The 12,675-nt window shown below is 70.4% G+C and carries 14 protein-coding genes; 7 read left to right on the top strand and 7 right to left on the bottom strand.

Going from position 1 to position 12,675, the window contains the following annotated elements; all coding sequences use genetic code 11:
• Positions 1-10 precede the first annotated feature (10 nt).
• A complete protein-coding gene (locus tag KVT44_RS15415; RefSeq protein WP_217567463.1) occupies positions 11-988 on the bottom strand; it encodes a CBM35 domain-containing protein in 978 nt (325 codons plus the stop codon).
• Between the two features lie 117 nt (positions 989-1,105).
• Positions 1,106-2,821, bottom strand: coding sequence for a diguanylate cyclase CdgB (gene cdgB, locus KVT44_RS15410; protein WP_217567462.1), 1,716 nt, complete (start codon positions 2,819-2,821; stop codon positions 1,106-1,108).
• A 446-nt stretch (positions 2,822-3,267) separates the two neighbouring features.
• Here cdgB and KVT44_RS15405 point away from each other — a divergent pair, with 446 nt between their 5' ends.
• Positions 3,268-3,750 (top strand): flavin reductase family protein, encoded by a 483-nt coding sequence (locus KVT44_RS15405; RefSeq protein ID WP_217567575.1) that lies wholly within the window; start codon positions 3,268-3,270, stop codon positions 3,748-3,750.
• A gap of 30 nt (positions 3,751-3,780) precedes the next feature.
• Here KVT44_RS15405 and KVT44_RS15400 read toward each other — a convergent pair whose 3' ends face one another.
• The 3 genes from KVT44_RS15400 to arfB form a co-directional block, all read right to left on the bottom strand.
• Positions 3,781-4,755 carry a sigma-70 family RNA polymerase sigma factor gene (locus KVT44_RS15400; RefSeq protein ID WP_217567461.1) on the bottom strand — a complete coding sequence of 325 codons (975 nt, stop codon included), beginning with the start codon at positions 4,753-4,755 and terminating at the stop codon, positions 3,781-3,783.
• 84 nt (positions 4,756-4,839) lie between these two features.
• A complete protein-coding gene (locus KVT44_RS15395) occupies positions 4,840-5,127 on the bottom strand; it encodes a hypothetical protein (RefSeq protein ID WP_067371743.1) in 288 nt (95 codons plus the stop codon).
• A 108-nt stretch (positions 5,128-5,235) separates the two neighbouring features.
• Positions 5,236-5,664 (bottom strand): alternative ribosome rescue aminoacyl-tRNA hydrolase ArfB, encoded by a 429-nt coding sequence (gene arfB, locus KVT44_RS15390; RefSeq protein WP_054235131.1) that lies wholly within the window; start codon positions 5,662-5,664, stop codon positions 5,236-5,238.
• 204 nt (positions 5,665-5,868) lie between these two features.
• On the opposite strand from arfB, the gene KVT44_RS15385 reads away from it, so the two are divergent.
• The 4 genes from KVT44_RS15385 to KVT44_RS15370 all read left to right on the top strand — a co-directional run bounded on the left by KVT44_RS15385 (position 5,869) and on the right by KVT44_RS15370 (position 8,706).
• On the top strand, positions 5,869-6,444 hold the full coding sequence (locus KVT44_RS15385) for a TerD family protein (protein WP_054235130.1): 576 nt from the start codon (positions 5,869-5,871) through the stop codon (positions 6,442-6,444).
• A 199-nt stretch (positions 6,445-6,643) separates the two neighbouring features.
• Entirely contained in the window at positions 6,644-7,291 is a 648-nt protein-coding gene (locus KVT44_RS15380) for a hypothetical protein (protein WP_217567460.1), read from the top strand.
• 4 nt (positions 7,292-7,295) lie between these two features.
• On the top strand, positions 7,296-8,117 hold the full coding sequence (locus tag KVT44_RS15375) for an SgcJ/EcaC family oxidoreductase (RefSeq protein WP_217567459.1): 822 nt from the start codon (positions 7,296-7,298) through the stop codon (positions 8,115-8,117).
• A 70-nt stretch (positions 8,118-8,187) separates the two neighbouring features.
• The gene (locus KVT44_RS15370; protein ID WP_217567458.1) at positions 8,188-8,706 is read left to right on the top strand and encodes an N-acetyltransferase; all 519 of its coding nucleotides are present in this window, start codon (positions 8,188-8,190) and stop codon (positions 8,704-8,706) included.
• Between the two features lies 1 nt (position 8,707).
• On the opposite strand, the gene KVT44_RS15365 is transcribed toward KVT44_RS15370, so the two are convergent.
• Positions 8,708-10,135, bottom strand: a complete 1,428-nt coding sequence (locus KVT44_RS15365; RefSeq protein ID WP_308314015.1) for a M1 family metallopeptidase — start codon at positions 10,133-10,135, stop codon at positions 8,708-8,710.
• 135 nt (positions 10,136-10,270) lie between these two features.
• On the opposite strand from KVT44_RS15365, the gene KVT44_RS15360 reads away from it, so the two are divergent.
• Entirely contained in the window at positions 10,271-10,771 is a 501-nt protein-coding gene (locus tag KVT44_RS15360; RefSeq protein WP_099925574.1) for a hypothetical protein, read from the top strand.
• Positions 10,772-10,803: 32 nt separating this feature from the next.
• Here KVT44_RS15360 and KVT44_RS15355 read toward each other — a convergent pair whose 3' ends face one another.
• Positions 10,804-11,505 carry a pentapeptide repeat-containing protein gene (locus KVT44_RS15355; RefSeq protein WP_217567456.1) on the bottom strand — a complete coding sequence of 234 codons (702 nt, stop codon included), beginning with the start codon at positions 11,503-11,505 and terminating at the stop codon, positions 10,804-10,806.
• A 184-nt stretch (positions 11,506-11,689) separates the two neighbouring features.
• Between KVT44_RS15355 and KVT44_RS15350 the strand changes: the two genes are divergently transcribed.
• On the top strand, positions 11,690-12,670 hold the full coding sequence (locus KVT44_RS15350; protein ID WP_217567455.1) for a zinc-binding dehydrogenase: 981 nt from the start codon (positions 11,690-11,692) through the stop codon (positions 12,668-12,670).
• Positions 12,671-12,675: the final 5 nt, after the last annotated feature.

Here is a 12,675-nt window from a genome sequence, read left to right as displayed (position 1 = left end):
GCATCGGCCTCTATTTGGTGAGGTAGACCTGGTCCAGGACGGCGTTGCACTGGTTGCCGTCGTTGCAGGCGATCGCGATCGTGTTGGTGCCCTGGGTCAGCGTGACGTTGGCCCAGGTGGTCTTCCAGCCCTTTTCCCAGTCGCCTGCGGGAGTGTTGCCGAAGTTCTTCATGCTCAGCGGCTGGGAATTGGCCTGTCCGTCGACCAGCAGGGTCGCGTCGGCGTCCGTGCCGGGGACGCCATAACGTACGTACAGCCGATAGGTACCGGCCTTCTGGATGCCGTTGACGGTCCAGGTGACCTTCGCCCCGACCTGATTGAAGCCGGTCACATATATGCCGCCGTCGGCCTTGGCACCCTTGAACTCAGACGCCGTGGTGGTCCCGCCTTCCAGTCGCAGCGCCTTCGCATCTGTCTTCGGCAGCTCTCCCGAAGCCGACACGGAGCTGGTGCTGGACGGGGATGGAGAGGCGCTCTGGGACGTGGACGTGGACGCGGAAGCGGAGGCGCCGCTGCTCGCCTTGTTCTCGTCCCCGTTGCCGTTCATCATGGCGACGCCGATGCCGATGACGACGGCGGCGACCACCGCGATCGCGCCGATCAGCAGGCCCTTGGTGTTCGGTCCGCGGCCGCGACCGCCGCCTCCCGACGACTGCCGGCCGGTCGGGGCCCCGCCGGGGACCGTCTCGGGCGCCGCGTAGTGCGCGTTCGGCTGGCCGTAGGCGCCCTGCTGCGGCACCTGGCCGTACGGTGCGGTCGGGGCGGCCTGCTGGCCGTACTGCGCGGTCGGAGCCTGCTGGCCGTAACCGGGCTGCTGCTGTCCGTACTGGCGTTCGCCGACCGCCCGCACCCGGTTGACCGAGCCGGGGTAGCCGTAGCCGCCGCCTCCGCTGGGCGGAGTGGCGCCGTTGGCCTGACCGTCGGCGTACAGATAGCCGAACGGGTCGTCGTCCTCGGGCGTGCTCGCGCCGTTGTTGCCGGGCGTCATCCCTTGGTCTCCTCAACAGGTGCGGTTCAGATGCGGTACATGGATGAATGGCGAGCCTACCCGCTCCCAAGGGGCCAAACGGGTGGGCTTCACCGCATCAACCCACTGACCTGTGACTTATCCGGCACGCCGATGCTGTTTGGGACGAGACCGTTTCTCGACGTACATCCGTTCGTCAGCGGATTTCAAGACCTCGTCCGCCGTCATGCCACAGTGTGCCCACCCGATGCCGAAGCTGGCGCCCACCCGGACGGCCCGGCCGTCCACACGGATCGGCGGGATGATCGCGTTCCGCAGCCGTACGGCGAGGTCAGCCGCGTCGGCCCGGCCGAGCCCGTCGGCGAGCACCACGAACTCGTCGCCGCCGAGCCTGGCCACCGTGTCGCCGTCCCGGACACCGTTGGTCAGGCGTCTGGCGACCTCGATGAGCACCGCGTCGCCCGCGTTGTGCCCGAAGCGGTCGTTGATCGACTTGAAGCCGTCGAGGTCGCAGAAGAGCACCGCGAGCCCCTTGGTGCCGTCGTCCGTCTCACCCTCGGGCGCGATGGTGTGCACATGATGGTCGAAGGCGTCGTACGCGTCGAAGCCCGGCCCGAGATCGAACCCGTGCCCGCTCCCGTTGCCCGCGCCGCCGCCGAGGTGGTTGTCGTAGGAGTTGTGCTCGGCCGCCTGGTCCGCGAACGGACCGTGCCCGTACGCCGCGTCCAGCGACTCGACCGTGCCCGGCTGAAGGGCCCCGGGGCGCTGGCAGAGGCGGGAGCCGAGGCGGGAGCGCAGCTCGGCCGAGTTCGGCAGGCCGGTGAGCGAGTCGTGCGAGGCGCGGTGGGCGAGCTGGAGCTCGCGGCGCTTGCGTTCCTCTATGTCCTCGACGTGCGTGAGCAGGAAGCGGGGGCCGTCGGCGGCGTCCGCGACCACGGAGTTGCGCAGCGAGACCCAGACGTAGGTGCCGTCGCGGCGGCCGAGTCTGAGCTCGGCGCGCCCGCCCTCGGCGGACGTCCGGAGCAGGGTTCCGATGTCCTCGGGGTGCACGAGGTCGGAGAAGGAGTAGCGGCGCATCGCGGAGGCGGGCCGGCCCAGGAGGCGGCACAGGGCGTCGTTGGTGCGCAGGATGCGGCCGTGCTGGTCGCCGCCCATCTCGGCGATGGCCATGCCGGAGGGGGCGTACTCGAAGGCCTGCCGGAAGCTCTCCTCGCTGGCGCGCAGGGCCTGCTGCTCCCGCTCGAGGCGGACCAGGGCGCGCTGCATATTGGCTCGTAGACGCGCGTTGCTAATGGCGATGGCGGCCTGGAAGGCGTACATCTGGAGCGCCTCGCGTCCCCACGCGCCGGGGCGCCGCCCGTTGCGCGGCCGGTCCACGGACAGGACGCCGATCAGCTCACCGGTGCTGCCCCCGGAGATGCCCGGGGTGTACATGGGGGCGAAGAGGCGGTCGGAGGGGTGCCACTCGTCCTCGAAGCGCGGCGCGGGCCCGTCGGTGTACCACTGCGGTACGTCGTCGTCGTCGAGGACCCAGCCCTCGGTGTGCGGAATGAAGCGCAGATCACCCCAGGCCTCGCCCATGTTCAGCCGGCGGTCCCAGGAGGCGCGGGAGCCGACCCGGCCGGTGATCAGTGCTTCGGCGGCGGAGTTGCCGGCGAGCGCGGCGACCACGAGGTCGCCGTCGGGGCGTACGAGATTGACACACGCCAGCTCGTAGCCGAGGCCCGTGACCACGCCGTCGGCGACGGTCTGCAGCGTGTCCGCCAGGCTCCGCGCGGTGTTCATGTCCGCCATCACCTGATGGAGCTGCCGCAGGGTCGCAAGACGGACGTAGGGCTCCGACTCGGTCTCCATTCGCCCTCCCCTCGAGACCTCGCAGCAACTCCAGGGTTGTCTTCGGCGTACCTGGTTCTCTTACGGTTCTCTCGCGTACTACTTGGTAGCTTCGTGCATAGCTTCCACGCCACTGAATCACAGCGCGCTGCCCACTCGGTACACAGGGTCAACAAAATATGGCTCCTGTGACTCAAGTCACAGCGGAAGATGAGCAATTGAGTGGGGTTTCTGCATTTCCCCCGTGTGTTTACTGAACGCTTATTTGGACGCTGTGTAGACACTGTGAGCAGTTGTGTCCGTCCCGAGACCTAGGACCAGACTTAGGACCCGGCTCGGACCGAGGCCCGATGTGGCTCCCCGGGGTCGGAGACTAGCGTTTCGGCGTGCTGAACACTCCCTCTGCCGCTCCACTCACCCCCTCCGTGCATGCTGAGGGGGTGAGCAACGACGAGTTCCGTGCCGCCATGTCCCGGCTGGCCGCGGGTGTGGTCCTGGTGACCGCGCACGAGCCCGCGCTGGACCCGGAAGGCCCCGGCGGCGAGGACGTCGGCATGACGGCGACGGCCTTCCTGTCCGTCTCCCTGGACCCGCCGCTCGTCATGGTCAGCCTGCGCGAGGGCTCCCGCATGGACGACCTGCTCGACGAACAGCCCCTGTGGGCCGTCTCCGTGCTCTCCGAGAGCCAGCGCCACATCGCGGGCCGCTTCGCCATGAAGGGCCGCATCAGCGACCGCCTGCTCTTCGAGGACATCCCGTACGTCCGTGGCGAGGCGTCCGGGGCACTCCTGGTGCGCGGCGCCCTGACGACCCTGGAGTGCCGCACCGAGCAGCGGGTCGCCGCCGGTGACCACATCCTCGTCATCGGGCGGGTGCTGGCCGCGTCGGTACCGAGCGGGGACGGCGGACCGCTGCTGTACTTCAAGGGGCGCTACCGGCAGTTGGGCTGACGCCCCTTCTCCGAGGGCCGGGGGCCGGGGCTACCGGTCGAGGACGGTGACGTCCAGCCCGGCCAGCCGCTCCGGGTCGTTGAGGATGTCGATGACGGCGATCCTGCCGTGCACGACCGTGAAGGCGAGGACACCGACGGGGCGTCCCTCCACGACCACGACCACACCCGCGGCGCCGTTGACGAGCGCGGGCCGCGCGATCCGGGCCAGGTGCGCGTACCCGCTCGCCCCCGAGGCCACGGCGAGGGCACCGGCCGTCACCCCGGCCTCGCTCCGGGCCACCACGTCCGGGTCGAGCACGGCGACGAGCGCGTCGAAGTCGCCCTCCCGCGCCGCCGCGAGGAACGCGTCCACGACCGCCCGCTGCCGCGCCAGGTCGGGATCGGGCGTGGGCGCCCCGCCCTGGACCCTGCGCCGGGCCCGGCTGGCGAGCTGACGGGACGCCGCCGACGTACGGCCCACGAGGGGCGCGATCTCCTCGAAGGGCACCGCGAACAGGTCGTGCAGCACGAAGGCGAGCCGTTCGGCGGGCGTCAGTGTCTCCAGTACGACCAACAGGGCGAGGCCCACCGAGTCGGCGAGCAGCGCCTCCTGTTCGGGGTCGATGCCCGAGACGGGGCTGAGCACCGGCTCCGGCATCCGGACACCGGGCCCCTCGGCGAGGGGGCCGAGCGGCTCCTCACCACGACTTCGGCGGGAGCGCAGCATGTCGAGACAGACCCGGCCGACCACGGTCGTGAGCCAGCCGCCGAGGTTGTCGACCTGGTCGGCGTCGACGCGGCTGAGCTTGAGCCAGGCCTCCTGGACGGCGTCGTCGGCCTCCGAGAGGGAGCCGAGCATGCGATAGGCGACGGCGCGGAGGTGACCGCGGTGGGATTCGAATCGCGCGGCGAGAAATTCGTTCGCGTTCGCGCCGCCCTTCGCGTTCTCTGCCTTCTTCGCGTTCGCGTTCTTCGCATTCTTGTCGTCATTCCCGTTCTCTCCGGGAAATTCGCTGTCGCTCATACGTCACATCTCCTGGTCGCCGCCGCGGTCCGGCACGGACTTGCCCGTCATGGCATTGACGGACCGCGGCCTGCTGATGTGACGTCACGTCTCCGGTACGGCGCTCAGTCGCAGTCGGCTGCCGTCCCCGGAGCGCTCCACTTCGACCTCGTTCACGGAATCGTCCGCGAAGCGGAGGGTGAAGTAGGGACTGGCCTCGATCAGGAACTGCATGTCCTCACGCGCGCCGCTGTCCAGCGGCGCGGAGACGACGGCGTCCCACGCACGGGCGTCGGGCACGGCGGCCTGCCGCAACCGGACGGGGATCCGCGCCAGGCAGGTCGATCGATTGGCCCACCACTCGAGGTGCGCCCTGTCCTCGTATCCGTCCATTCCATGAGATTAGCGACAACTCGGCACAAAGGCCTGTCACCTCATACCCACGCAGTGGCCGACACGCCCGCGGAAGACTCGCGGGTGCGGCGGGTGCCGCGGGTGCTCCTAACCCCAGTCGCGTCCGGAGCGGCCCCGCTTGGTGTCGGAGCGCTGTTTCTTCTCGCGCAGCCGCCGCTCGTTGATCCCCCGGGGGATGCGGGTGGCCCGGCGGGGCTTGGGCGGTGGCGCGGTGGCCTCGGCGAGCAGGGAGGCGAGCCGTACGGCCGCGGTCTCCCGGTTGCGCCACTGCGACCGGTGCTCGGACGCTCGGACGCCGATGACGCCGTCGACGAGCCGCCCGGCGAGCTTGGCGAGGGCGCGCTCCTTCCAGACCGGGGGCAGCGCCTCGGTCTTCGCGAGGTCGAACCTCAGCTCGACCTGCGAGTCACTGGTGTTGACGTGCTGTCCGCCGGGCCCGCTGGAGCGGGAGAAACGCCACAGGAGCTCGGCCTCGGGGAGGGAGACGGAGCCGCGGATGACGTAAGGACCAGGCATGGGTCCATGGTCGCGTGGATGTCCGGTCCACGTCACCCCGTTTTCGCCGCCACGTGTCCGCCAAGAGGGTAAAGAAAGTAAAGAGGGCAGGAACCTTCGACACCCCTCTTGGCGTTCTTAGGGGTAGCTGTAGCTTCGTGCCCGTACGAAGCCCATACGTACGGGCACAGCGCACGTACGCAACGAGGGAAGGGACTCCCAACAATGGCTGTAAGCCTGTCCAAGGGTGGCAACGTCTCGCTCACCAAGGAGGCTCCGGGCCTGACCGCCGTCACCGTGGGCCTCGGCTGGGACGTCCGCACCACCACGGGCACCGACTTCGACCTCGACGCCTCGGCCATCGCGGTCAACACCCAGGGCAAGGTCTACTCCGACGGTCACTTCGTCTTCTTCAACAACAAGCAGACCCCGGACCAGACCATCGTCCACACCGGCGACAACCGCACGGGCGAGGGCGCGGGCGACGACGAGGCGATCAACGTCAACCTGGCGGGCCTCCCCGCCGACGTCGACAAGATCGTCTTCCCGGTCTCCATCTACGACGCGGAGAACCGCTCGCAGAACTTCGGCCAGGTCCGCAACGCCTACATCCGCATCATCAACCAGGCCGGCGGCGCCGAGATCGCTCGCTACGACCTGAGCGAGGACGCCGCCACCGAGACCGCCATGGTCTTCGGCGAGCTCTACCGCAACGGCGCGGAGTGGAAGTTCCGCGCGGTCGGCCAGGGCTACGCCTCGGGCCTCGTGGGCATCGCCCAGGACTTCGGCGTCAACGTCTGATCCGTACAAAGCGGTTGAAGGAGCCCCTGGCCCGGGACACCGGGCCAGGGGCTCCTCGCGTTCCCACCGCCCGCGCCCCGCTCCCCGTCTCCATAGGGATATCCCCATGTTCCGAGCAAGGTACTGAAACCTTCAAGCATTCACCTCTAGGCTCCCGGGCGTCCCACTCACCCCCCACGGGAAACGGAGCCCCCACCTCATGTCCCACTCCCTGTCCGACTTATCGGACGAGCACTGTACGAACGACAGCGCTCCCCCCACCGTCCTGATGGACAACCAGGCACTCGACGACTTCCTCACCGCCGCGGTCACCGAGTACCAGCTCATCACCCCCCGAACCCCCCTCCCCTGCTTCGCCCTCCTCCTGGGCAACGCCGGCCGGGGCACCCTCCACATCGAACGCGTCGCCTTCGGCCGCAACGCCCGCACCTCGGACCCGGCCGCCCGCCTCGAGTTCAGCGAGACGATCGTGCCCCGCTTCGGACCGGCCTACGAGAACGAGCACCGCGCCTGGTGGATCGACTCCCGGGACCTCCTCAAGGCCTCCAAGGAAGCGGACGCCCTGGGTCTGGAACTGCTGGGCTCCATCCACATGCACCCCGACTGGCACCGCCTGGGGCCGCCGCAGGAACGCGGCGTCGTGCTCAGCGAGCGCCCCACCCCCATGGACCGCCACGTCTTCGGGCAGACGGCCTGGCCGATCAACATCATCTGCTACCTGGAGCGCCGGGCCGACGCGTTCTACCACGCGCTCGCTGCCTGGGCCCCGCCTCCGGCCGAACATCTCGACAGCGACTGCGCCGAACTCCCCCTGCGTGTCCGTACGAGCACCGCGGCAGGTGTCTGACGTCATGACGACCGCCGAAACGCACGCGATCCACGCCCTGTGGAAAACGATGGCCCGCGCCTGGGCATCGGCCGACGCCGCGCTCTTCGCCTCCGTCTTCTCCCCGGACTGCGACTTCACCACGGTGCGGGGGGACAAGCCACCGGGCCGGGCGGGCATCGCGGCCGGCCACGACCGCCTGTTCCGCACGCAGTACGCCTCGACGCGACTGGACGCGCGGATCGTCGCGGTCCGTCACCTGCGTCCCGGCCTGGCAACGGTCGAGGCCGAGTCGACGGTCCTCACCGCCGCGGGCACGCCCCTGGCGAAGACACACGCCTTGGCGGTGGCGGAGCGGACCGCCGCCGGGGACTGGCACCTCACCGCGTTCCACAACATGATCCCGGCGATCCCGAAGGAGACAGCCGCCGTGCCGCAGCCCACCGAGTCCGAACAGGCCCGTCCCAAGCTCCGCCACCTGGCGATCGTCGCCAAGGACCCGGAGGAACTCGCCGCCTTCTACACCTCGGTCTTCTCGATGGAACTCTTCCACCGGGACCCCGACGGCAGTTGCTTCCTCTCCGACGGCTATCTCTCCCTGGCCCTCATCAAGCACCGCCTCGACGGTGACACCCCGCTCGGCATGAACCACTTCGGATTCCACGTCTCCGACACGGAGGCCACCTCGGCGGCCCTGGTCGAAGCGGGCGCGGACAAGCCAGCCGAACGCTTCACCAACCGCCCCTTCGCCGAATACCGGGCCATGGACCCGGAGGGCAACTGGTTCGACCTCTCCGCACACGGTTTCGGCGGCCCCCGTCCCCCGTCCGCCCCTGACGAGACCTGACCGTCCCCGCTCCTCCCCACCCGTGCCCGGCCACCACCGGGCACGGGACCGATTGGCTAGCCTGCACCGGGTGATTCTCGAAGCCCTCGTACCCGGCCACGACATCCCCGTCGCCGTCCTCACCGAACTCACCTCCCTCTACGCCTCCCAGCACGAGTTCTTCTCCCTCAGCGGGGACTTCCCCGACGCCCACGACATCCGGCCGGAGCAGGTCGCGGCGGCGCTCACCGAGGAGATGGCGCATCCGGGGGCCGAGGTGCTGCTCGCGCGGAGTGCGGGGCGACTCGTCGGGGTCGCGATCACCCTCGCGCACCACCCCGACCCCACCGATCCGGATCCGTGGATCGGGCTGCTGATCGTGGACGCGCGGGAGCGGCGGAAGGGGTACGGGCGTCAGCTCGCGGCACTCGTCGAGGAGCGGTTCCGCCGCACCGGCCGAGACGCCGTCCGCCTCGCCGTCCTCGACAACAACCCCCAGGGCCTCGCCTTCTGGACCACCCTCGGCTACGAGACCATCGGTCACCGCGAGGACCGCCGACTGGGCCGCCCCTGCGCGGTACTGCGCAAGGCGCTGAACGGGAGGACCTGAGTCACGCCCGGGGCGGCTTGCCCTCTCCGTACAGCCAGTCCTTCCAGATGCCGCTGAAGTCCTTGTCCGGGGCCTTCTTCTCGACGTAGGCCGTGAAGTCGGCCGTGGACACGTTGGCGTGGCGGTGGGTGGCGGCCCAGCCCTGGATGATGTCGTAGAACGTGTCGTCGCCGACGGTCCGGCGGATCTTGTGCAGGACCATCGCGCCACGCTCGTAGACGGGCGGGTCGGAGATGTGGGCCGTGCTGGAGGGCTTGGCGGGCGGGAAGGCCCAGATCGCCTTGTTCTTCTCGGGGGTGTCGTAGTAGTCGCCCCGGTAGAGGGAGTTGAAGATCTCGTCGGCGCTCTCGCCGTCGTGGTCCTCCTGGTACAGCCACTCCGCGTACGTGGCGAAGCCCTCGTTGAGCCACATGTCCTGCCAGGACTTGGGGGTGACGGAGTCGCCGTACCACTGGTGGGCCAGTTCGTGGACGAGGATGCCGGTCTCCGGGGCGCCGGGGAAGACGGGGCGGGTCTGGGTCTCCAGGGCGTAGCCCGCGGCACCGCTGCGGTCCACGATCGCGCCCGTCGAGGAGAAGGGGTACGGGCCGAAGTTGTACGCCTCCCAGTCCATGATCTCGGGGATCTCGGACAGCACCTTCTTCGCGGCCGCGGTCTGCGTCGGGTCCACCGCCACGTACACGGGCAGGCCGTTCTTCGTCGTCGAGCGCGTGATGTCGTACCGGCCGATCGCGACCGTGGCGACATAGCTCGCCATCGGTTCGGCGGTGTGCCAGGTGAAGGTTTTGCGGCCGTCGGCCGTCGTCGTCTCGCTCGTCAACTCGCCGTTGGAGACCGCCCGCAGGTTCTTCGGGACGGTGACGGCGATGTCGTACGTCGCCTTGTCGGAGGGGTGGTGGTTGCCGGGGAACCAGGCCATCGAGCCGGTGGGTTCACCGAGGGCGAGGGCGCCGTCGGCCGTGCGCAGCCAGCCCTCCTGCGAGCCGTCCTGGTCGGTGAGCGTCTCGGGGGTCCCCGAGTAGCGGACCGTCGCGCGGAACGTCTCACCCTTGTCGAGGTCGGTGTGCGGGCGCACGGTCAGCTCCTGGCCCGCCCGGTTCCAGCGGGCCTCCTTGCCCTCGACGGTGACGGCGGTGACGTCCAGGCCCTTCAGGTCCAGGTCGAAGGCGCTGAGATTCTGGGTGGCCCGGGCGGTGATCTCGGCGGTGCCGTCGAGATGGTGCGCCTTGGGGTCGTAGGAGAGGGTCAGGGCGTAGTGCGTGACGTCGTAGCCGCCGTTGCCCATCTTCGGGAAGTACGGATCCCGGACCCCGGTGGCACCGGGCTTGCCGTGCACACCACCACCGCCGCACGCGGTGAGGGTGAGCGCGAGAGCGAGGGCGAGGGCCGGGGCCGGAGCAAAGCCGACGGCAACGGAAGATCGGGGCACACCAGCGATCCTACGAGGCCCCGGCAACCCCACCCGGGCCACGCACCCCGCCCGAGGGCCCGGCCGGTGGGGGCCGGTCGCGCCCGCGCGGCGGAGCCGTGTCCCCTCCCCCAGGCCCATGACACCATCACCTACGTGCTCGACATCGGCTACGCCCTCTCCAACCGCTTCCCCGACCCCCCGCAGACCGACTACCGCCGCGCGGACGTCCACGCGCTGCGGCACGACCTGTTCTGCGGTGACGTCTATCTCGCCGACACCAAGGCGGACCGGGAGCTGTCCACAGCCTGGGGATGGGTGCCGGTGCTCGACTTCGCGTGGGCCCTGTGCGACATCGTGGAGCAGCTCGACCGGGACCCGCGCGGCAGCCGGGCCTCGCGCCCCCAGCACGCGGAGCTCGACTTCACCGAGTCGACGGACCGCATGCTCTTCGAGCGGCGCTTCGGCTGGGTGGACATCGAGGCCGACTGGATGCCGGGCGACGAGAAGCCGCTGACCTTCTCCCACTCCGCACTGCGCCGCGAGGCCCGCGACTTCCTGCACGACCTGATCGCCGACCTCACGGACCTGCACGACGACCTCGCCGAGAACCCGGCGATCTGGACCCTCCAGGCCCGCTTCCCCCGAGTGGGCTGAGACCCCCGTACTCCCCACTCGGCCCCGGCTCATTACGCTCCCGGTCCCGGCCCCCCGTCCACCCGCACTCCAAGCGCCGCGGCGAACACGGGCGCCAGGTCGAGCAACTGGCTCGGACTGATCACCGCCCCCGCCAGCCGGTCCACGCCCCGTGCGATGTCCAGCTCTGCCGCGTGGCGCAGGTCCACGTCCGTCAGGGTGGCCGCGGTGAGGTCCGCCCCCTTCAGGACGCAGTCCACGAACTCCACGCGCTCCAGCCGGGCGGCCCCGAAATCCGGCTCGACCAGCACGCATCCCTCGAAGACGACGTCCTTGAGCCGGGCCTTGCGCAGGTTCAGATAGTCGATCTTGCCGCCGCGGATCAGGACCCGCTCCAGCACCGCCCCGTGCAGCTGCACCCCGCCCAGGCGGGCGTCCACCAACTCGACGTCGCGCCAGGTCGACTCGGCGAGATCGGTGCCCACGCCCCGTATGCCCGTCAGGACCGAGTCCAGCAGTCGCGCGTGGTGCAGTCGCGTCTCGTCCAGCGCGCACCCCGTCAGGGCGCAGTCCATGAAGGTCGCTCCTCCGCCGTCCTGACCGACGAAGTCCGCCTCCCGGAACTCCAGCCCGTCATAGTCCCCGTCCGGCTCCAGCTCGGAGCCGTCATGGGGTTCCAGCGGCGGCAGCCGCACCTCCGGCCGCCGCGCCCCCTGGCCCCGCCCGCTCGCCCTGCCCGCCGCTTTTCGCACCATGTCCCCCATCCTGCACTCCGCCACTGACAACGCCCCCGACCCGTGCCTCCGACCACGCACGCCCCTCACCCACGCCTTGACCTCAAGCGCGCTTGAGGCTGAACGCTGAGCCGCACCACCACCGAGCGATCAAGCACACATCGAGCGATCAACGCACGCCAGCACGTCAGCGAGGGAGACCGTCATGCACGCCATCCGCCTGCACACCTTCGGCCCGGCCGAGAACCTCACCTACGAGAAGACCGAGGATCCCGAGCCGGGCCCGGGGCAGGTCCGTATCGCCGTGGCCGCGGCCGGTGTCCACCTCCTGGACGCCGCCCTGCGCGCGGGTGCCCGGGGCCCGGGGCCCGCCCCCACCCCGCTGCCCACGATCCCCGGCCGTGAGGTCGCCGGCACCGTCGAGTCCCTCGGCGCGGGCGTCGAAGGCCACTGGCTCGGCAGGCGCGTCGTCGCCCACCTCGGGTTCGCCCCCGGGGGCTACGCCGAACTGGCCGTCACCGACGTCGGCCGCCTGCACGAGATCCCGGAGAACCTGGACTTCGCCCGGGCCGTCGCCATGATCGGAACGGGCCGCACGACGATGGGCATCCTCCAGTTCGCCGAGCTGGGCCCCGGCTCCGTGGCCCTGATCCCCGCCGCCGCGGGCGGTATCGGCACCCTGCTCGTGCAGTACGCCCGGCACACGGGTGCCACCGTGATCGGTCTCGCGGGCGGCCCGGAGAAGGTGGCCCGCGTCCACGAGAACGGCGCCGACCTGGCCGTCGACTACAAGGACAGCGGCTGGCCGGACCTGGTCCGCGCCCATCTGGACGGGAAGCCGGTCACCGTCGTCTTCGACGGCGTCGGCGGTGACGTCGCCCGCGCCGCCGTCGACCTCCTCGGCCCCGGCGGGAAACACCTCGTCTTCGGCTGGTCCGGCGAGGGCATCCAGAGCGGCGGGCCACTGCTCGTGGAGGGGGTGTCCGAGCAGGTCCTCGGCCCCGTGATGCTGCGCGCGGCGGGCGGCCCCGACCCCGTCCGCACGCTGGAGCTGAGGGCTCTCGCCGAAGCCGCCGCTGGCCGCCTCACCCCGGCCGTGACCCGTTTCCCGCTGGCCGCGGCGGCCGGGGCCCACCGGGCCCTGGAGAGCCGCGCCACCCTCGGAAAGGTGGTCCTGGAGCCGTGACCAGG

Origin of the sequence: Streptomyces sp. GbtcB7 (assembly GCF_019091445.1) — a bacterium.
Classification (GTDB): domain Bacteria; phylum Actinomycetota; class Actinomycetes; order Streptomycetales; family Streptomycetaceae; genus Streptomyces; species Streptomyces mirabilis.
This window is presented reverse-complemented; position numbering and strand designations above follow the sequence as displayed.

What these genes read in the sequence shown, in the direction of transcription:
- KVT44_RS15375 (WP_217567459.1), top strand. Translation starts at nt 7,296, where the DNA reads ATGACGACCGCCGAAACGCACGCGATCCACGCCCTGTGGAAAACGATG.
- KVT44_RS15350 (WP_217567455.1), top strand. Translation starts at nt 11,690, where the DNA reads ATGCACGCCATCCGCCTGCACACCTTCGGCCCGGCCGAGAACCTCACC.
- cdgB (WP_217567462.1), bottom strand. Translation starts at nt 2,821, where the DNA reads ATGGAGACCGAGTCGGAGCCCTACGTCCGTCTTGCGACCCTGCGGCAG.
- KVT44_RS15405 (WP_217567575.1), top strand. Translation starts at nt 3,268, where the DNA reads ATGTCCCGGCTGGCCGCGGGTGTGGTCCTGGTGACCGCGCACGAGCCC.
- KVT44_RS15385 (WP_054235130.1), top strand. Translation starts at nt 5,869, where the DNA reads ATGGCTGTAAGCCTGTCCAAGGGTGGCAACGTCTCGCTCACCAAGGAG.
- KVT44_RS15355 (WP_217567456.1), bottom strand. Translation starts at nt 11,505, where the DNA reads ATGGTGCGAAAAGCGGCGGGCAGGGCGAGCGGGCGGGGCCAGGGGGCG.
- KVT44_RS15415 (WP_217567463.1), bottom strand. Translation starts at nt 988, where the DNA reads ATGACGCCCGGCAACAACGGCGCGAGCACGCCCGAGGACGACGACCCG.
- arfB (WP_054235131.1), bottom strand. Translation starts at nt 5,664, where the DNA reads ATGCCTGGTCCTTACGTCATCCGCGGCTCCGTCTCCCTCCCCGAGGCC.
- KVT44_RS15380 (WP_217567460.1), top strand. Translation starts at nt 6,644, where the DNA reads ATGTCCCACTCCCTGTCCGACTTATCGGACGAGCACTGTACGAACGAC.
- KVT44_RS15400 (WP_217567461.1), bottom strand. Translation starts at nt 4,755, where the DNA reads ATGAGCGACAGCGAATTTCCCGGAGAGAACGGGAATGACGACAAGAAT.
- KVT44_RS15395 (WP_067371743.1), bottom strand. Translation starts at nt 5,127, where the DNA reads ATGGACGGATACGAGGACAGGGCGCACCTCGAGTGGTGGGCCAATCGA.